General features: G+C 38.2%; 19 protein-coding genes. 13 read left to right on the forward strand and 6 right to left on the reverse strand.

The window, feature by feature from the left end; genetic code table 11:
• The first annotated feature begins 3 nt into the window (after positions 1-3).
• The 3 genes from AAC388_RS10390 to ychF all read left to right on the forward strand — a co-directional run bounded on the left by AAC388_RS10390 (position 4) and on the right by ychF (position 2,905).
• Positions 4-1,080, forward strand: coding sequence for an ATP-binding cassette domain-containing protein (locus tag AAC388_RS10390; protein ID WP_342370556.1), 1,077 nt, complete (start codon positions 4-6; stop codon positions 1,078-1,080).
• Positions 1,061-1,720, forward strand: coding sequence for a methionine ABC transporter permease (locus tag AAC388_RS10395; protein ID WP_002114258.1), 660 nt, complete (start codon positions 1,061-1,063; stop codon positions 1,718-1,720). Before AAC388_RS10390 ends, AAC388_RS10395 begins: the two co-directional genes overlap by 20 nt.
• Positions 1,721-1,813: 93 nt before the next feature.
• Positions 1,814-2,905: a redox-regulated ATPase YchF gene (ychF, locus tag AAC388_RS10400; RefSeq protein WP_002050104.1), complete on the forward strand. Its 1,092-nt coding sequence runs from the start codon at positions 1,814-1,816 to the stop codon at positions 2,903-2,905.
• Positions 2,906-2,948: 43 nt separating this feature from the next.
• On the opposite strand, the gene AAC388_RS10405 is transcribed toward ychF, so the two are convergent.
• Positions 2,949-3,470, reverse strand: a complete 522-nt coding sequence (locus AAC388_RS10405) for an Mpo1-like protein (protein ID WP_342370557.1) — start codon at positions 3,468-3,470, stop codon at positions 2,949-2,951.
• Between the two features lie 92 nt (positions 3,471-3,562).
• Here AAC388_RS10405 and AAC388_RS10410 point away from each other — a divergent pair, with 92 nt between their 5' ends.
• Both AAC388_RS10410 and AAC388_RS10415 read left to right on the forward strand, forming a co-directional pair.
• Complete coding sequence (locus AAC388_RS10410) at positions 3,563-4,270, forward strand: Crp/Fnr family transcriptional regulator (protein WP_342371573.1); 708 nt, start codon at positions 3,563-3,565, stop codon at positions 4,268-4,270.
• A gap of 171 nt (positions 4,271-4,441) precedes the next feature.
• Positions 4,442-4,777, forward strand: coding sequence for a hypothetical protein (locus AAC388_RS10415; RefSeq protein ID WP_005076398.1), 336 nt, complete (start codon positions 4,442-4,444; stop codon positions 4,775-4,777).
• A gap of 74 nt (positions 4,778-4,851) precedes the next feature.
• On the opposite strand, the gene AAC388_RS10420 is transcribed toward AAC388_RS10415, so the two are convergent.
• Entirely contained in the window at positions 4,852-5,322 is a 471-nt protein-coding gene (locus tag AAC388_RS10420; RefSeq protein ID WP_282463081.1) for a hypothetical protein, read from the reverse strand.
• Between the two features lie 121 nt (positions 5,323-5,443).
• On the opposite strand from AAC388_RS10420, the gene AAC388_RS10425 reads away from it, so the two are divergent.
• From AAC388_RS10425 to dapC, 6 genes are all read left to right on the forward strand, one after another.
• On the forward strand, positions 5,444-6,166 hold the full coding sequence (locus AAC388_RS10425) for an AzlC family ABC transporter permease (protein ID WP_001111398.1): 723 nt from the start codon (positions 5,444-5,446) through the stop codon (positions 6,164-6,166).
• 1 nt (position 6,167) lies between these two features.
• A complete protein-coding gene (gene ygaH, locus AAC388_RS10430; protein ID WP_002133404.1) occupies positions 6,168-6,509 on the forward strand; it encodes an L-valine transporter subunit YgaH in 342 nt (113 codons plus the stop codon).
• A 137-nt stretch (positions 6,510-6,646) separates the two neighbouring features.
• Positions 6,647-7,036 (forward strand): tautomerase family protein, encoded by a 390-nt coding sequence (locus AAC388_RS10435; RefSeq protein ID WP_032052204.1) that lies wholly within the window; start codon positions 6,647-6,649, stop codon positions 7,034-7,036.
• Positions 7,037-7,137: 101 nt separating this feature from the next.
• Complete coding sequence (purT, locus tag AAC388_RS10440) at positions 7,138-8,355, forward strand: formate-dependent phosphoribosylglycinamide formyltransferase (RefSeq protein ID WP_079381102.1); 1,218 nt, start codon at positions 7,138-7,140, stop codon at positions 8,353-8,355.
• 27 nt (positions 8,356-8,382) lie between these two features.
• A complete protein-coding gene (gene glnD, locus AAC388_RS10445; RefSeq protein WP_000608324.1) occupies positions 8,383-11,046 on the forward strand; it encodes a [protein-PII] uridylyltransferase in 2,664 nt (887 codons plus the stop codon).
• A gap of 25 nt (positions 11,047-11,071) precedes the next feature.
• Positions 11,072-12,241 (forward strand): succinyldiaminopimelate transaminase, encoded by a 1,170-nt coding sequence (gene dapC, locus AAC388_RS10450; protein WP_025469676.1) that lies wholly within the window; start codon positions 11,072-11,074, stop codon positions 12,239-12,241.
• Positions 12,242-12,294: 53 nt separating this feature from the next.
• Here dapC and AAC388_RS10455 read toward each other — a convergent pair whose 3' ends face one another.
• From AAC388_RS10455 to msrB, 4 genes are all read right to left on the reverse strand, one after another.
• On the reverse strand, positions 12,295-12,927 hold the full coding sequence (locus AAC388_RS10455) for a LysE family translocator (RefSeq protein WP_060465788.1): 633 nt from the start codon (positions 12,925-12,927) through the stop codon (positions 12,295-12,297).
• Between the two features lie 64 nt (positions 12,928-12,991).
• The gene (locus AAC388_RS10460) at positions 12,992-13,828 is read right to left on the reverse strand and encodes an AraC family transcriptional regulator (protein WP_060465789.1); all 837 of its coding nucleotides are present in this window, start codon (positions 13,826-13,828) and stop codon (positions 12,992-12,994) included.
• An 8-nt stretch (positions 13,829-13,836) separates the two neighbouring features.
• Positions 13,837-14,322 carry a glutathione peroxidase gene (locus AAC388_RS10465; RefSeq protein WP_002114194.1) on the reverse strand — a complete coding sequence of 162 codons (486 nt, stop codon included), beginning with the start codon at positions 14,320-14,322 and terminating at the stop codon, positions 13,837-13,839.
• Positions 14,319-14,738 carry a peptide-methionine (R)-S-oxide reductase MsrB gene (msrB, locus tag AAC388_RS10470; protein ID WP_002114184.1) on the reverse strand — a complete coding sequence of 140 codons (420 nt, stop codon included), beginning with the start codon at positions 14,736-14,738 and terminating at the stop codon, positions 14,319-14,321. The genes AAC388_RS10465 and msrB overlap by 4 nt, the downstream gene beginning before the upstream one ends.
• Before the next feature lie 239 nt (positions 14,739-14,977).
• On the opposite strand from msrB, the gene AAC388_RS10475 reads away from it, so the two are divergent.
• On the forward strand, positions 14,978-16,408 hold the full coding sequence (locus tag AAC388_RS10475; RefSeq protein WP_329759363.1) for a pyridoxal phosphate-dependent aminotransferase: 1,431 nt from the start codon (positions 14,978-14,980) through the stop codon (positions 16,406-16,408).
• A gap of 472 nt (positions 16,409-16,880) precedes the next feature.
• Positions 16,881-18,188, forward strand: coding sequence for a dicarboxylate/amino acid:cation symporter (locus AAC388_RS10480; RefSeq protein ID WP_032006693.1), 1,308 nt, complete (start codon positions 16,881-16,883; stop codon positions 18,186-18,188).
• The last annotated feature ends 177 nt before the right edge of the window (positions 18,189-18,365 follow it).

The raw sequence follows: 18,365 nt of genomic DNA on the forward strand, positions 1-18,365 counted from the left end.
AGAATGATGATGGTGAGTTTTGGATCGCAAGTTGATTTTTCTCTACCCCATATCAAAATTCGCGGTTTAAATAAGTTTTACCAATCGCAAGGTCAAAAACTGCATGCTTTAAAAGAGATTAACCTTGATATTCCTCAAGGTAAGATTTTAGGCATTATTGGTAAAAGTGGTGCGGGAAAATCTTCCCTACTCCGCACTTTAAATGGCTTAGAACAAGTTAATACAGGCAGTATTCATATTCATCAACAAAACATTGCTGAATTGAGTCATGCCGAGCTTATTCAAACTCGCCAAAGAATTGGAATGATTTTTCAACATTTCAATTTAATGTCTGCAAAAACAGTCTGGGAAAATGTGGCATTGCCTTTAAAAGTTTCCAATTACAACAAAGCAGATATCGACCAACGTGTAAATGAAGTTTTGGCACTCGTAGGTCTTGCAGATAAGTCTGGCTACTACCCATCGCAACTTTCAGGCGGACAAAAGCAACGTGTCGGTATTGCACGTGCACTTGTTCACCATCCAGAAATTTTACTTTGCGATGAAGCCACCTCGGCACTTGACCCTGAAAGTACCGCCACTATTTTGGCTTTACTTAAAAAGATTAATCAGGAGCTGGGTCTTACTATTGTACTCATCACTCACGAAATGCAGGTCATTCGAGAAATTTGTGATCAAGTGGTGGTGATTGATCAAGGTGAGATAGTAGAGGCTGGACAAGTTTGGTCTGTATTTTCACGACCAGAACAACAAATTACTCAAGAATTGTTAAACCTTGAGCAAATTACCCTGCCTTTTAAAATCAGTCCTCTACCCGATGAAGATTCGACTCATATTATTGTAAAACTGAAATATGAGGCTGAAGCACATCAGGTTCCCGATATTCAAGAATTACTTGCCAGATTTAAAGCACCTGTCAATTTATATCAAAGTCAGGTCGATACCATTCAAGGGCACATTATTGGCTCACTTTTAGTCGGTATTCCTAACGTAGAAATTGATCTTTCATCTCTACGACAAGACGCATTAACTGCAATTGCACAATTTGAGGTACTTGGCTATGCACGACCAGCTCATTGATTTATTAATTACTGGAACTGTAGACACCTTACTCATGGTAGGTGCATCTGCGTTTATTGCTTTTTTAATTGGCTTACCGATTGCTGTTGTTTTAGTTAGCACTTCTGAGCACGGCATTCATCCGTCACAAAAGATTAATCAGGCTTTAGGTTGGGTCATTAATATTACTCGTTCTGTTCCCTTTCTTATTTTAATGGTTGCGCTTATTCCGCTTACTCGCTGGATTGTAGGTACAAGTTATGGCGTTTGGGCAGCGGTTGTTCCATTGACGATTGCGGCAATTCCCTTTTTTGCTCGTATTGCAGAAGTCAGTTTACGTGAAGTCGACCAAGGCTTAATTGAAGCTGCACAAGCCATGGGTTGTAACCGTAAACAAATTATCTGGCATGTGCTTTTACCAGAGGCTTTGCCGGGTATTGTGGCAGGTTTTACCGTGACTATTGTGACTATGATTAACTCCTCTGCGATTGCTGGTGCTATTGGTGCAGGTGGTCTAGGAGACATTGCTTATCGTTATGGCTATCAACGTTTTGATATGCAAATTATGGTGGCTGTCATTTTAGTGCTCATTGTTTTAGTCATGTTAGTACAAGCGGCTGGCGATGCATTAGCCCAGCAACTTGATAAACGTAAAGTTTAAACGCAATACAACCCTGCTCTAGCCATGACTTTGTCATGGCTTTCATGTAAAATCAGCGACAATTTTTAATTTACACATTTGTGAGTGGTTTTCATGGGTTTTAATTGCGGTATTGTTGGTCTGCCAAACGTAGGGAAATCTACCCTTTTCAATGCATTAACGAAAGCAGCGATTGCAGCGGAAAACTTCCCTTTCTGTACCATTGAACCAAACACAGGTATTGTTCCTGTACCAGATCCACGTTTAGACAAACTTGCTGCGATTGTTAAACCACAGCGTATTTTGCCAACTACAATGGAATTTGTGGACATTGCAGGTCTTGTTGCTGGTGCATCAAAAGGTGAAGGCTTAGGTAACCAATTCCTTGCTAACATTCGTGAAACTGATGCAATTGCACACGTTGTACGTTGTTTCGAAGACGAAAACGTGATTCACGTAAATGGTAAAATTGATCCGTTAGACGATATCGCAACCATCAATACTGAACTTGCGCTTGCCGATCTTGAAACTGTTGCTAAAGCAATTTTACGCTTAACTAAAGTTGCTAAAGGTGGTGACAAAGAAGCTGTAGCAACTAAAGCAGTTTTAGAAAAAATCCAACCATTACTTGACGAAGGTAAACCAGCGCGTGCAGCTGATTTATCTGATGACGAACGCAAATTAGTGCGTGGCTTTGGTTTAATGACTTTAAAACCAACTATGTATATTGCAAACGTTGCAGAAGATGGTTTTGAAAACAACCCGCACTTAGAAGCAGTTAAAAAACTTGCGGCTGAAGAAAATGCAATTGTTGTTCCTCTTTGCAATCAAATCGAAGCTGAAATTTCATTATTAGAAGATGAAGATCGTGCTGAGTTTTTAGAAGCAATGGGCATGGAAGAACCAGGCTTAAATGTGGTTATTCGTGCAGGTTATGCGCTTTTAGGTTTACAGACTTATTTCACTGCTGGTGTACAAGAAGTTCGTGCATGGACAGTAAAAGTTGGCGCAACCGCTCCTCAAGCAGCTGGTGTGATTCATACTGACTTCGAAAAAGGCTTTATCCGTGCTGAAGTTGTTGCATACGATGACTTTGTACAATACAACGGTGAAAACGGCGCTAAAGAAGCTGGTAAATGGCGTTTAGAAGGTAAAACTTACGTTGTTCAAGATGGCGATGTAATGCACTTCCGTTTTAACGTATAAGTTAAAGCTAAAAAAGCCCCAATATGTTGGGGCTTTTTTACATTTAATGATTAACATCCATCGCCTCTCGTTTACTGCGCGCCTCTTGTAAAATACGTGCATGCAAAGGCTTTCTAAAACCTAGCATAAATATAAATTCTGCCAATACAAATAACGGCCCTATCGCAAGTCCAATCACATCATCAACAAAAGCCGGTTTTTTCTTTTCAAAATAATGTCCCACAAACTGAAAGACCCAACCCACCACAAAGAAACCAATACTCGCTGCTAACCATTCTCCTAAAGACAATTGAGCAATTTGGCTGGCCAGTGGATACACAGCAGCTAAAAGAACGAGCATGAGTAAGCCAAATATTTTATCTAAAATAAAATAATAGATCGTACTAGCTGCAATCAGAACTATGGCTAAAGTCAGTTTAAAACTACCAATATCGACTCCAGCTCTTGCGGTTAAACACAAAATTGAAAACACGATGAGCGGAATACCGATAAAGTGCGTCAAAATATTTTTATGATTTAAGTGGTAAGCCGCATATTTGCTAAGCTCTTGCTCCAGATTTGACATGAGTTATTCCCTATTCACTTACATATAGTCATACTGTACATATAAGGAAAACGTAAAGTTGTCAGCTATTTGACAAAGTAATGAATTTTTTCATGGATGACCGAATATTGGACCTAATTTATATTAATCGACTAAAAGAAAACACATGGTTTAGCGTGCTTCCGGAAACATTCCAAAATTTTATTTTAGAACATGGCAAACAAATCACCTTTGAGAAAAATAGCTATGTTTTCCATGCTCAAGATCTATTTGATGGCATTTATACCGTACTTGAAGGCTCGATTAGCTTGGGTTATGTCGATGTAAATGGTAATGAAGCTCTTTCTGCTATTGCTGAGCCAATCATGTGGTTTGGTGAAATATCATTGATTGATCATGAACCGCGCTCACACGATGCGATTGCATTGAAAAAAAGTACAGTTCTACATATTCCTGCAAAACCATTAAATGATCTACTCAAGGAAAATCCATATTATTGGTACTATTTTGCACGTTTAACGAGCCAAAAACTCAGGTATGTTTTCTTAGAACAGATTGCTATCCAAACATGTAGTATTTCTCAAAGGCTGGCTCAGCGTCTTCTATTCATTTTAGAAGGATATGGGAATCATATTCTTATTCAAGATCGTCAAATTCATATTTCTCAAGAACAATTGGCAAATATGCTGACCACATCTAGACAGACGATCAATCATGAACTGAGCCTGCTCGAAAAACAGAAAATCATTAAAATTGCTTTTAGAAAAATTGAGATTCTAGATATTGAGAAATTGAAAGTAGTTGCTAAAGCACAATGCTAATTTTTTAAAAGCGGCTAAATAATAAAAACTTAAAATTAAATTAAAAAATTAGATAACACTGCAAATCAAAACATAGTTCAAACTCTATTTACACAAAATAAATGTGTTAAAGCAGATATTTTCACCCTACACTCAAGCTGAGCAATAATATTTAACAAGGCGCTGATTAACATGAAAAAATTATCAACAATTCTTACAGCAGGCGTATTGGCTATGTTAAGTGTTTCGGCATTTGCATGTCCAAAAGGGACTCAACTACAAGGCGGTACAGGACCAAATCACAAAGGTGGAAAATGTGTAGCGGTACATGGAAAAGCTACCGCTCAAAAAGCCAAGAAAGAGGTAACTAAAACTAAACAGGATGTTAAAAAAGACTTAAGCACTCAAAAACATGATGCTATGACCAGCGCGACACATGCTCAACATGAATCACAGCAAATGACTCATCAAATGAAACAAGATGCTGTGAAAACTGCTAACACCGCTAAAGCTGCCACAAAACCGTAATTCACATTCACTCATTATTGTTTAAAAGCAAAAAAAGCGAGATTGATCATCTCGCTTTTTTAGATTCATTAGTTTTATTTTGGCGAAGTATTTCCAAGATTTGGTGTATCGATCGCATCCTTACATTGAGCCTTATCTCGCTCATAGTCCGCTTGTTTTTGGGCAGCTGAACTATTGTTTTCTAGCGTTTCGCGTGCCCATATATCTAAACTTGTCAGGGCCTTACGGCAGAGTGCATATTTCCCTTCTGTCACTGAATCCGTCATTTTTACATTAATGCGCCAGTCTGTACTCAATTGACGTAAAGGTTTACGAACTTTGTCATCAATTTGGCTGAGTTGTTTTTCATAAACTAAATGCTCAACCGTGTTAATTAATGTCCATGCTTTTTGAGCATAAACAGTTGCATCATTGGTTAGTTTCGGTGCTGGCTTAATTTCTACTTTTTTTTCTGCACCTTGATTACCATTATCACAGCCCTGCAATGTAAAAATACCTGCACTCATCATGGCGATATAAACTAAACGAATCTTTGCCTTGAACATATCAAACTGCCGATTAAACATTTCGGCACTATGCTATTAAATTCGGCTACAATACTCAATCTTTCAAGTATTTTTATCATTTGGTTTATTGCCAAGGTGTATTGTGTCCGAACAACAATTGATGCCTGCCCAAACAGCAACTTTTTGGCAAGGCGCCAAAGATAGCCAAGCTATCGTACTCACCTATTTACCCGTTTCTTTTGCCTTTGGCGTTTCTGCATCCCAGTTTGGTTTTACACCATGGGAAGCTTTTTTTCTATCTTGTTCAATGTATGCCGGCGCTAGCCAATTTTTGGTTGTCGCGCTTTTGGCTAGCGGTTCATCCATTTGGCTAACAGCATTAACAGTTATTGCCCTTGATATTCGCCATGTCCTTTATGGACCTGCTCTATACAACCTGATTCCAAACAAATTAAATCTTAAGAAAACGGCAGTATGGGCTTGGGGCTTAACGGATGAAGTTTTTGCCAGTGGAATGATCCAACTTTCACAGCGCAAACAACAATGGTCCGAGTCTTGGATGCTTGGCCTAAGTCTATTTAGTTGGATGGCTTGGGCAAGTGGCTCTTTGTTAGGTGGATTATTTGCCGATCAAGTTGCTCATTTACCAAAGTTTTTACAAGCAGCTTTAGACTTCTTATTACCTGCTTTATTTTTAAGTTTTTTATTAGCTGCATTTGAACGAAAGCATAGCCTTGTCGTTGCTGTATCATTAGTGGTTTCAGCTTTGGCATGTTATTGGATTAACTTATCAGCGGCTATCTTTATTGGTATTTTTTCAGGCATTTTAGCTGGTCTATTTAAACATTATGTGCTGAAACAGCATGATGAGGTTGAGGCTTAATATGAACCTAGAAATTATTCTGGTCGGCATTATTGTAGGTATAGCCAATTTTGCTTCACGCTTTGGACCTTTTTTTGTAATACAAAAATTACAGGGTTCGCAGCAAAGACGCGGCTCAATCTGGATAAAAATTGCTTTGGGAAGTATTGGAATATCTGCAATTAGTGCCATGCTTGTAGTTGCTACCCTTCCACCTCTCCTTGAAACTCCCAATAAGAGTTTCGCAATGCTTATCGGTTTTTTAGTTTTAGCAGGTCTTTATTTTAAATTTAAGAAAATCGTACCAGCAACTTTAACTGCCGCAATTGTTTATGGTCTGATCTATACTTATTTACCTTTATAAATAGATAAACTTATCTTCCTTATATAAAATAAAATCTGGCCAGAAGTGTTTAAGATTGAAACTTCAGGCCTGAAAAATCTAATTTTTGAATTTGAATTGATTAAAAAGATAACCTTAGCTACTTAATAGAGATAAAAATGTCACAAGTTAAAATTTATGCAAATGAACAAACCATTATGCAGTACCGAGAATTACTTTCTCATGCAATCCATCAGGCGCTTATTGAAGAACTGAAATATCCTGTTGAGAAGAAGTTTCAACGTTTTATTAGCCTTAAACCAGGAAATTTCATTTACCCTTCTGACAGAAGCCAGCATTACATTATTATTGAACTTTCAATGTTTGCAGGCCGCAGTGCAGCCACTAAAAAGCAGCTTATCCAAACCTTATTTCGTAATATTCAAGAACAATGTAGAATTTCTCCACAAGACATTGAAATTACTATTTTTGAAACACCTAAAGAAAATTGGGGCATCCGTGGTAAAAATGCGGATGAATTGCTTTTAAACTATCAGGTTAATATCTAAAAACCACTTTTTTAATTGTCCGACAAAATTACTTTTTTATGCATGATAAGGCTTAACTCCACCATAAGTTCTGCTATGCTTAAAAAAATAATTTTGTCAGGATGATTCGCATGAGCGTAACACTCGGTACCCCACTTCAATCTTCTGCATTTAAAGTTTTATTGTTAGGTTCAGGAGAGCTTGGCAAAGAAGTTGTAATTTCCTTACAACGCCTTGGTGTAGAAGTACATGCAGCCGACCGTTATGATCACGCACCAGCAATGCAAGTTGCACATTTTTCTTATGTATTAAACATGGCAGATCCTGCCCAATTAAAACAACTCATCGAGAAAATTAAACCAAATTTAATTGTTCCAGAAATTGAAGCAATTGCGACAGAAGTTTTACTTGAAATTGAAGCGAGCAAAACAGCAACTGTCATCCCTTCTGCTAAAGCTGTAAACCTCACAATGAACCGTGAAGGCATCCGCCGTCTTGCGGCTGAAGAACTTGGCCTACCTACTTCTGCTTATCGTTTTGCTGATACGCTCGAAAGCTTCCGCGCCGCTTGCGATGACATTGGTTATCCAAACTTTGTAAAACCGGTCATGTCATCTTCAGGTAAAGGTCAGTCTCGTGTAAAAAGTTTCGATGAAGTCGATGCAGCTTGGGAATATGCGATGCAAGGTGGCCGTGTTAACCAAGGCACGGTTATTATTGAATCTCAAATTGATTTTGATTTTGAAATTACATTACTTACCGTTCGCGCTAAAAACCCTGAAACTGGTGAAATCGAAACTCATTACTGTGACCCAATTGGTCACCGCCAAGATGCCGGGGATTATGTAGAAAGCTGGCAACCTCAACCAATGACGGCGGCGGCACTCGAAGAAGCAAAACGTATTGCAAATAAAGTGACAACTGCACTTGGTGGCTGTGGTATTTTTGGTGTAGAACTGTTTATTAAAGGCGACAAGGTTTGGTTTAGTGAAGTCTCACCTCGCCCACACGATACAGGACTCGTAACTTTAGCATCTCAGTTTCAAAGTGAATTTGAACTGCATGCACGTGCAATTTTAGGTTTACCTGTAAACACAGCACGCCACAGTGTTGCAGCAAGTGCAGTAATTTATGCTGGAGTTGATGCCAGCAATTTAAGTTATAGTAATCTCAATGTAGCTTTAACACACCCAGACACCGATTTACGCCTGTTTGGCAAACCAGAAGGTTTCAAACGTCGTCGTATGGGTGTAGCAACCGCTCGTGCTGAAAATACTGATCTTGCTCGTACTTTAGCGAAAGAAACCGCTGATCAAGTAAGCGTTCAAACAAACTCTTAATTTTTACTTATTGGTAGACCCATTTTCATGATCAATATATCGCCATTGTTGAACTATGTCTCAAGTCATCATGATATTAAAGCCATTAATCAGTGGCGAACGGATGTAGAAAAGCAGTTGCAAGATTCATATGAAAATGGGCAATCTATTCGTGAAATCATTAAAGCCCGTTCAGATTTAGTAGATGAAGCACTGATCTTTTTATGGAAACATGCTGAACTCGATCAGACAGAACTGGGCCTTTTTGCTGTAGGCGGTTATGGGCGCCGTGAAATGTTGCCCTATTCCGATGTCGATATCATGATCCTATCGGAGCATGAAATTAACGAAGAAAACGAAAAACGTATCTCTACATTTATTTCTTCTTTATGGGACGTGGGGAATTTCAAACCCGGCATTAGTGTTCGCACGATTCAAAGCTGTGTTGAACAGGCTGCTACAGATTTAACCGTTGCAACAACTTTAATTGAAGCGCGATTAATTACGGGTAATAGTCAGCTTGCGAAATGGCCTCGCCGTATTGTTTCACAGACATGGACAGATAAAACATTTTATGACGCAAAAATGGCAGAGCAAGCCAAGCGTTATCACCAACACAACAATACTGAAAGTAATTTAGAACCCGACATTAAAAATGCACCGGGCGGTATCCGTGACATTAACCAAATTGGCTGGATTGCCAAACGCCACTTCCGCGTAAACCGTATTTACGACTTAGTGCATTTAGGTTTCATTTCAGAGTTTGAATTAGCAGTTTTAGAAGAAGCTGAAAGTTTTCTTTGGGAAATTCGACATCATTTACACCGTTTAGCTAAACGTGATGAAAACCGTTTACTCTTTGACCATCAAAGGGAAATTGCCGCTAAATTTGGTTATGTTCGTCAAGAAGGCCAACCTGTAAATTATGGTGTTGAGCAATTCATGAAACGCTACTACCGTACGGCGCAGCAAGTTTCAACACTCAATGAAATGTTGCTTGCGTATTTTAGCGAGTCAGTGATTACTCCTCGACTGCCCAACTATGAACGCAAAATTGAAGTTGTTAACGATCACTTTAAAATTGTTGATAATAAACTTGCCGTACAGCATCATAAAATATTCGCAGAACATCCAAGCGCAATTTTAGAGCTGTTCTATATTTTAGCCAATCGACCAGATATTGAAGGCATTCGCGCTCGTACTTTACGCTTACTTATTCTTGCGGCGAAACGAATCAACCAAAGTTATCGCGATAATCCAGAGCATCAAGCACTGTTTATGTCGATTATTCGCTCACCATATCGTTTATACGATACCTTGGTTGCGATGAAACGATATGGTGTTTTAGGAAACTATATTCCTGCTTTTGGCCAAATTATGGGCCTTATGCAATATGACTTGTTCCATATCTATACGGTCGATGCTCACACATTATTATTGCTGCGTAATTTAAATCGTTTTAGAGAACCAGAATTTGCCAAAGAATTCCCTGTAGTAAGTTCAGTTTTCCAACGTCTTGCCCGTCAAGATATTGTCTTTATTGCTGCTTTATTCCATGACATCGCAAAAGGACGCGGTGGCGATCATAGCGAACTTGGCGCAGAAGACGCAATTGAGTTTGGCCGTGCACATGGCTTTACAGAGCGTGAATGTAAATTAATTGCATGGCTTATTCAAAACCATTTGCTCATGTCCTTGACCGCTCAGAAAAAAGATATTTCTGATCCTGATGTCGTGAAAGATTTTGCAGAAAAACTGGGCGATATGGAGCATCTTGATTATCTATATACCTTAACGGTTGCCGATATTAACGCGACAAATCCAAAACTATGGAACACATGGCGCGCTTCTCTCATGCGTCAGCTTTATACGCATGCTCGTGATGTAATCCGTACAGGTTTAGGCCGTCCTGTTGACTACCAAATGCTGATTGAAGACACCAAGTTTGCAGCAAGTGAATTGCTGGTAAATAACTTCGCATTGGCAGATGTCGAAAAAGTATGGCAAGAACTAGGTGATGAATACTTCATTAAAGAATCGGCGGATGAAATTGCGTGGCATACACAAGCAATTTTAAAACATGGTGATAATCCAGAGCCATTAGTCCTCTTGCGTGCTCACCGTAAAGCAGCTCAAGATGCGGTGCAAATCTTTATTTATACGCGCGATCAACCTAACCTATTTGCCACCACCGTTGCCGTTTTAGACCGAATGAACTTAGACGTTCAGGACGCAAAAATTATCACGGCAAGTACAGCATTTAGCTTAGACACTTATGTGGTACTGGATCGTTTCGGGACATTGCTTACCGACCCAGAACGTGAAGAAACTGTTAAAAATGCATTAGTGAAAGCCCTTAGTCAACCAGACCAATATCCGGGACTCATGCAACGTCGTATTCCACGTCAATTACGTCACTTCGATATTGAAAATACAGTCGATGTAACATTAAATGAAGCCTTACAGCAAAATATGGTCGAAATTTCAACACTCGATCACCCCGGCCTACTTGCACGTGTGGGTGGTTTATTTATGATGCAAGGTTTAGACATCCATTCAGCGCGAATCGCAACTTTAGGTGAACGTGCCGAAGATATTTTCTTTGTCACCAAAAAAGATGGAAAACCGCTGAATAACGAAGAGGTCAAACTCTTCTCGGAAAAACTGAAAGCTGCATTAGATGAAGCATCTAATCAAATTTGTCAGCACTGAAACTCAACTACTTGGTAACTGTTTAATGAACTCTAGCTTGTCGTTATTACACCCGTATCCATTTGAAAAGTTAAACCAACTTTTTAAGGATACTACTCCTGCTAACCTTCCCTTGATTCCTCTATCAATTGGCGAACCTAAGCATCCAGCACCAGAGTTTGTTAAACAGGCTATTATTGATAACTTTAACCATTTATCAACTTATCCAAACAGTAAAGGCTTACCAGAGCTTCGCCAAAGCATTGCAGATTGGTTAACTAAGCGCTTTAAACTTAACAGCATTAGTGCTGAAAACCACATCTTGCCTGTCTCTGGTACACGTGAAGGCATTTTCTCTTTTGTACAGGCATTAATTAATCGTGAAGATGCACCTTATGTGGTGATGCCGAACCCGTTTTATCAAATTTATGAAGGTGCGGCTTTACTTGCAGGTGCAAAGCCATACTTCATTAATTGCACGGAAGAAAATGGCTATTTAGGTGATTTTGATGCAGTACCAGCAGAAGTTTGGGAAAAGACAGCCCTACTTTTTGTATGTACACCGGGTAACCCAACAGGTACTGTGCTTTCCAAAGAACAATTTAAAAAGCTAATTGCCTTATCTGATCAATATAATTTCGTTATTGCTTCTGATGAATGCTATTCAGAGCTTTGGTTTGACCAAGCACCTACTGGTCTATTAGAAGTTTGTGCTGAGCTTGGACGTGATGACTACAAAAACTGTATCGTATTTCATTCACTTTCAAAGCGTTCAAACTTACCGGGTTTGCGCTCAGGTTTTGTAGCGGGTGATGCCGATCTGTTAAAGCCATATTTGCAATACCGCACCTATCACGGCGCTGCAATGCCAGTACAACACCAGCTTGCTTCAATCGCAGCGTGGAACGATGAAAACCATGTTGAAGAAAACCGTAAGCAATATCGTGCAAAGTTTGACTTATTCCAATCTGAGCTAGGTCATTTACTGCCATTACAAAAACCTGATGCCGGTTTTTATTACTGGTTAAAAGTCGATAATGATGAAACTTTTGCCAAGATGCTGATGGAAAAAGCACACATTAAAGTTTTACCGGGTCGTTATCTATCTCGTGATACCGAACAAGGTAACCCTGGTGCCAATCATGTGCGTATGGCTTTAGTAGCAGATTTGGCACAATGTGAAGAAGTTGTTAAACGTTTAAAAGCGATTCTTTAAACCCAGCAAAATTGCATAGCCTTCATTTTGTTTAGAAGGCTATGCGATCTGCTTTAACTATAGGCAACCAATAACACTGCGAAAAAAATGAAAGCCAGACTGGAGCAATAATATATTCCTCTAGCAGAGCGTTTAATCTGTGCTAATACACGCTCTTGACGCAATAAACGAACTAATAATAAATTCCACCCGAAAACCACTCCTGTCATCCATATACTCATTAGTAATTTTTGAAATAAGCTAAATTCCTGTTGAATAAGTAGCATTAAGCTACTATAAAACATAATATTTTTAGGATTAAGAAGACTGGATTGCAAACCCAGAGCTAAGCTTTTAACTTTACTATTATAACTAGACTCTTGTTCAACCAAACTATTTTCAGCAACAGTAATATTTAAGTTTGTTCCTTGAGTGGCTCTAAAACAAAGAAAACTCAAATAAACTAAATATCCAGCCCCCAGCCATTTAAGTACTAAAAGAATCGTTGTGCTTAAATTGCCAAGCACCATAAATCCAAATATACACACCATTAAGATAACAGCATTACCCAAAGTAATTCCCAGAATAACGCCATAGGTATAACGCGCTCCTTTTTGCAAAAGACTGGTCAAAATAAGAAAAAAATCTGGACCTGGAGATAGTAGTGCTAAAAAGTGAGTAAAGGCGATAACCAAAAAAACTTCCATAACGATTTCATCTTTAAAATTGTATGGAGTAGCTTAAAAATAGAGAAAAATAATTTCTTGTAAATTATTGCGCGGCTGCAAGTTGAAACTGTCGAGGAGTAATTCCCGTATGTGCTTTAAAAGCTTTATGAAAATGGCTTTGATCACTAAAGCCTAAATTGACAGCTAGCTCTGCGAGTGAAATCCCTTGCTTTAATTGAGCTCTGGCTTGATTAATCTTTAAATTAATTTGAAATGCATGTGGAGTTAAACCAACATTGGCCTTGAATAAACGAATGATTGCATATCGACTAAGACCAACCTGCTCTGCAAGCTCTTCAAGAGAAATAAATCGTTCTGACGATTTAATAATATGAATTAAGTCCAAAAAATCTTCATACAAATATTCAGTTTTTTGTATTTCTTCTAATACGAAATGAGGGAGTAACAGCTGGGTAAGGCAATAGATCAGCGACTGTTCTTTTTCAATAATTAATTTTTCAGGATCAAATAAAGTTTCATTCATATCAGAAAAAGCCTGATATAAAGTTTCTTCTTTTATTATCAGAGGCCTATGCTGTGGCAAATGCAAATTCAGGCCTTGCTCTCGAAATTCTGAATAAAGCTGATTTAACCACCTTATATCCAAATGTAGCATTTGGTAGCTCCAAGCCTGATCCAGCAAAGGGTTACATGAATGCTCAATATGTGCGGGTACGACAACCAAAGTACCAGCATCAATCTTTTGGGGCGTACCAAATGAACTTTGAAAAACGCTATTCCCCTCGTCTATAGCCCCGATAGAAAACGTTGGATGACTATGAGACTTATAACAGGTTCGGCTAAAACAGGATCTTCTGGTTTCAACATACGGCATTCGCCCATCTTGCCAAAACTCAAAAGCCTGAGGAATAGCGTTCATTTAAACGATTAACTCGCTAATGCTTTTTCAATATCAGCTTCTAAAGCTTCTGGCTTAGTCGTAGGTGCATAGCGATTTAAAACAGCACCATCTTTACCTACCAAGAATTTGGTAAAGTTCCATTTAATGCTACTACTACCTAAAATACCTTTAGCTTCACGTGTTAAATATCTAAAAATCACATGGGCTTCTGGGCCTTTTACATCAACTTTAGCAAACATGGGAAATTTCACCCCATAGTTACGCTGACAGAAGCTACCAATTTCTTTATTGCTTCCTGGATCTTGCCCACCAAACTGGTTGCAGGGAAAACCTAAAACTTCTAATCCTTGATCTTTATATTTTTCATAAAGTTTTTCGAGGCCAGCAAATTGTGGTGTAAAACCACATTTACTGGCAGTGTTTACAATTAGTAAAACTTTACCTTTATAATCAGCTAATTGCTTAACTTCACCCTCTAACAGCTCAGCTTCAAACTGATAAATATTACTCATGGATAGGTTTCCTCATCATTTTTTTCTTCTGTTTTCAGTTGTAATGATGCCGAGTTTACACAGTAGCGCAAACCAGTCGGCTGTGGTCCATCTTCAAATACATGCCCTAAATGAGCTTCGCAATCATGACAAACTATTTCAGTTCTGACCATACCATGCGTTAAATCTTCATGTTCATCAATGACAGCACCATTGATCGGACGGAAGAAACTTGGCCAACCGCAACCGCTATCATATTTGGTATCCGATGAGAACAACTCTGCGCCGCAACAACGGCAAACATAGGTGCCATGTTGCTTAGTATTCCAGTATTGCCCCGTAAATGCAGGTTCAGTGCCCTTTTGTCGTGTAATCCGATACTCTTCTGGTGATAACTCTCTTTGCCATTCCCGGTCTGTTTTATTGACTTTTCCCATGACATACACCTTTTATTCTGAAGTAAACATTTCTGATGATCGAGTTTTATATTTACGCCATTCATCACAAAAACACTAGTCTCTGAACGTAAAATTTGTTGGAATTTAAACATATAAAGAACAAAAAGCAAAAAGTAAGCAAAATACAAAATCAAAAGTAAGCAAATTTATTACTAATCTTCTTTAAAGCAAGCAAACATAGTGCTATTCTAAGTGCGCACGGTTGTATAGGACAGAACATGTCTCAGAAAAAAAGTGTGGTTTTCCAACAACTACTACCAATTATCAAACAATATCAACAATCGGGTTTTACCCATGAAAAAATTGTTGAACTATTGAAAGATCAACATGATCTAAATTTGGTAACAGTTAAAACATTTAAAAGTTATTTATACCGATATGCAAAAGTGAATCCCGTTATGTCTAAAAATACTGCTACCATCCATTCCATGCCATCTACTCGAGAAATCAAAAAATCATCGAAGCTTGAGCATGTTTGTTATGACATCCGTGGGCCAGTTTTACGAGCCGCCAATGAAATGGAAGAGCAAGGACATAAGATTATCAAGTTGAATATTGGTAACCCAGCTCCTTTTGGATTTGAAGCACCACAAGAAATTATTAATGATGTTGCTTTAAACTTACCAAATGCAATTGGTTATGTTGACTCAAAAGGTATCTTCCCTGCTCGTAAAGCAATTTGTCAGTATTACCAGCAAAAAGGAATTCTCAATATGCATGTCAATGACGTGTATATTGGTAATGGCGTATCTGAACTCATCGTAATGGCTATGCAAGGCCTATTAGATGATGGAGACGAAATGCTGATTCCAATGCCGGACTATCCGCTTTGGACAGCAGCAGTTAATCTTTCAGGCGGAACAGCAATTCATTATAAATGTGATGAAGAAAATAGCTGGTATCCAGATATTGCTGATATTGAAAGTAAGATTACTCCGAATACTCGCGGTATTGTAATCATTAACCCGAACAACCCTACGGGTTCGGTATATCCACGCCACATTCTTGAACAGATTGTAGCGATTGCAAAAAAATATGATCTAATTTTATTTGCTGATGAAATTTACGACAAAATTATTTATGACGGTATTGAACATGTTTCAGTAGCGTCATTAGCGGGCGAGCAGCTTTGTGTATCTTTTAATGGTTTATCAAAAGCTTATCGTATTGCAGGCTTCCGTTCAGGTTGGATGGCAATTACGGGTGATAAAAGCCGTGCTGCCGACTATATCGAAGGATTAGACATGTTAGCGTCAATGCGCTTATGTGCAAACGTTCAAGCTCAATATGCGATTCAAACTGCCCTAGGCGGTTATCAATCAATTAATGACTTGATCCGTCCTGGTGGCCGTTTATATGAACAGCGTAATATTGCTTGGGAAATGCTTAATGAAATTCCAGGCGTAAGTTGTGTAAAACCAGAAGGAGCAATGTACTGTTTCCCGCGCCTTGACCCGAACATCTACCCAATTGAAGATGATGAAAAGTTAATGCTTGATTTGCTACGTGCAGAAAAAGTTTTATTGGTGCAAGGTACAGGCTTTAACTGGCCAACACCTGATCATTTCCGCGTGGTTTTCTTACCTGCTGAAAATGAATTACGTGAAGCAATTACCCGTCTAGGTCGTTTCTTAGCCAATCGTCGTTAAAAAAATGCATAACAAAAAAGGCATCTCTAAATAGGTGCCTTTTTTATAATTCTATTTTTTCATTTTTATAAAAGAAAAGCCTCCCAACCACACAACAACTTTACCAACACAAAATAAATTATTGTATTTAAATTATTTTTATAAATTTTATGATTATTTGACTTTAAGAGTTAGTTAATTTTTTGATTTATATATTTTTTACCATACGTTTAAAATCACTTGATTTTCTGCAATCTACTTAACCTTTATTATGCAAAAAATGCATGGATCAATATTTTTTTGCATTTCACACTGCTTCAAAATCGAGCAACAATCCATCTCCATAACAACATCGCCATATTCGATTCGGTTAAAACAGATACAGATCTAGGAAGATAACATCGTTAGAACAACCGAACTGAACTAACAAGGAAAGCTTTCAATCATTCAAATCCCATCAAAGGATGATTGAATCAAATGGATAGAGGTTCATATGAAGCAAAAGAAATTGCTCAAGTATATTGTTGTTGCTATTTTACTTGGCATACTGACAGGTTGGATTTGTCACCACTTCTTTAATGAGGGTGAACAATTGAAGCAAATCGCTTCTTATCTCAACATACCTACAGATATCTTTTTACGCCTTATCAAAATGATTATTGCTCCATTGGTATTTGCCACTATTGTTTCAGGCATTGTATCAATGGGGAAATCGACATCAATCGGCAGTATTACGCTTAAATCAATGACTTGGTTTATTACTGCTTCGTTCGTATCGCTTGCTATCGGTATGGGTTTGGCAAACTTTTTCCAACCAGGTGCAGCTTTAGATTTAGTATTGCCAACTGCGCAACAATTGAGTAGCTCTTCTGCTCCAGCGACTACAGGCTTCACTCTACAATCATTTTTAAGCCATGTTTTCCCACGCAGTATTGCCGAAGCAATGGCAAACAATGATATTTTGCAAGTCCTTGTTTTCTCTATTTTCTTTGGCTCAGCCCTTGCTTTTGTAAATCAAGGCAAAGAAAAAGATTCAGTTATCATTCGTTTAACTGATGAACTCAGCAAAATCATGTTCCGTATTACTGATTACGTCATGATGTTTGCACCTGTTGCAGTATTTGCAGCAATCGCTTCAGCAATTACAGTACAAGGTTTAGGCTTGATTGTTGATTATGGCATCTTAATCGCAGAGTTCTACTTCGGTCTTTTATTACTGTGGATCATCTTATTCTCTGTAGGTGCAATCGTACTTAAAAAAGATATTTTCCGCTTAGGTAAATTAATTCGTGAACCTGTAACGCTTGCTTTTGCTACAGCTTCAAGTGAATCAGCTTATCCTAAAGTTATGGATGCACTAAATAAATTTGGCGTGCCTAAAAAAGTAACGAGCTTTGTATTACCTTTAGGTTATTCATTCAACCTTGATGGTTCAATGATGTACACCACGTTTGCAGTGCTCTTTATTGCTCAGGCCTACAATATTGATCTTAGTTTCACTCAACAAATCTTAATTTTGTTAACTCTAATGGTAACAAGTAAAGGTATTGCAGGTGTTTCTCGAGCTTCTATTGTAGTTATTTCAGCGACGCTCACTATGTTCCATTTACCTGAAGCTGGCATCCTTTTATTACTCGGTATCGATCAGTTCCTTGATATGGGCCGTACTGCAACAAACGTAGTAGGTAACAGTATTGCTACCGCAGTTGTTGCCAAGCTTGAAGGCGATAAAGTGGCTGATACTGAAGAACTACCAGAGCCAGTATTAATTAAATCAACTCAAGAACAAACAATCGCATAAGTTTCTCTTTTCTCCCACTCTCCCAACTTAAGAGCAATTTTATATGACCTTATAAAATTGCTCTTTTTTTATTTTAAAATTGATGGCAGAAATTCACCTATATTTTTATATTAAATAATGACTTTAAACTGCTATTAAATTTTCTTAAACCAAACCTTAAAAATAGAATAAAAATGA

This window comes from Acinetobacter sp. D009 (assembly GCF_038562025.1).
Taxonomy (GTDB): Bacteria; Pseudomonadota; Gammaproteobacteria; order Pseudomonadales; family Moraxellaceae; genus Acinetobacter; species Acinetobacter pittii.

Bases quoted from the DNA above. Each gene is read 5' to 3' on its own strand.
- AAC388_RS10390 (WP_342370556.1), top strand. From the start codon at position 4: ATGATGATGGTGAGTTTTGGATCGCAAGTTGATTTTTCTCTACCCCAT.
- AAC388_RS10395 (WP_002114258.1), top strand. From the start codon at position 1,061: ATGCACGACCAGCTCATTGATTTATTAATTACTGGAACTGTAGACACC.
- ychF (WP_002050104.1), top strand. From the start codon at position 1,814: ATGGGTTTTAATTGCGGTATTGTTGGTCTGCCAAACGTAGGGAAATCT.
- AAC388_RS10405 (WP_342370557.1), bottom strand. From the start codon at position 3,470: ATGTCAAATCTGGAGCAAGAGCTTAGCAAATATGCGGCTTACCACTTA.
- AAC388_RS10410 (WP_342371573.1), top strand. From the start codon at position 3,563: ATGGATGACCGAATATTGGACCTAATTTATATTAATCGACTAAAAGAA.
- AAC388_RS10415 (WP_005076398.1), top strand. From the start codon at position 4,442: ATGAAAAAATTATCAACAATTCTTACAGCAGGCGTATTGGCTATGTTA.
- AAC388_RS10420 (WP_282463081.1), bottom strand. From the start codon at position 5,322: ATGTTCAAGGCAAAGATTCGTTTAGTTTATATCGCCATGATGAGTGCA.
- AAC388_RS10425 (WP_001111398.1), top strand. From the start codon at position 5,444: ATGCCTGCCCAAACAGCAACTTTTTGGCAAGGCGCCAAAGATAGCCAA.
- ygaH (WP_002133404.1), top strand. From the start codon at position 6,168: ATGAACCTAGAAATTATTCTGGTCGGCATTATTGTAGGTATAGCCAAT.
- AAC388_RS10435 (WP_032052204.1), top strand. From the start codon at position 6,647: ATGTCACAAGTTAAAATTTATGCAAATGAACAAACCATTATGCAGTAC.
- purT (WP_079381102.1), top strand. From the start codon at position 7,138: ATGATTCGCATGAGCGTAACACTCGGTACCCCACTTCAATCTTCTGCA.
- glnD (WP_000608324.1), top strand. From the start codon at position 8,383: ATGATCAATATATCGCCATTGTTGAACTATGTCTCAAGTCATCATGAT.
- dapC (WP_025469676.1), top strand. From the start codon at position 11,072: ATGAACTCTAGCTTGTCGTTATTACACCCGTATCCATTTGAAAAGTTA.
- AAC388_RS10455 (WP_060465788.1), bottom strand. From the start codon at position 12,927: ATGGAAGTTTTTTTGGTTATCGCCTTTACTCACTTTTTAGCACTACTA.
- AAC388_RS10460 (WP_060465789.1), bottom strand. From the start codon at position 13,828: ATGAACGCTATTCCTCAGGCTTTTGAGTTTTGGCAAGATGGGCGAATG.
- AAC388_RS10465 (WP_002114194.1), bottom strand. From the start codon at position 14,322: ATGAGTAATATTTATCAGTTTGAAGCTGAGCTGTTAGAGGGTGAAGTT.
- msrB (WP_002114184.1), bottom strand. From the start codon at position 14,738: ATGGGAAAAGTCAATAAAACAGACCGGGAATGGCAAAGAGAGTTATCA.
- AAC388_RS10475 (WP_329759363.1), top strand. From the start codon at position 14,978: ATGTCTCAGAAAAAAAGTGTGGTTTTCCAACAACTACTACCAATTATC.
- AAC388_RS10480 (WP_032006693.1), top strand. From the start codon at position 16,881: ATGAAGCAAAAGAAATTGCTCAAGTATATTGTTGTTGCTATTTTACTT.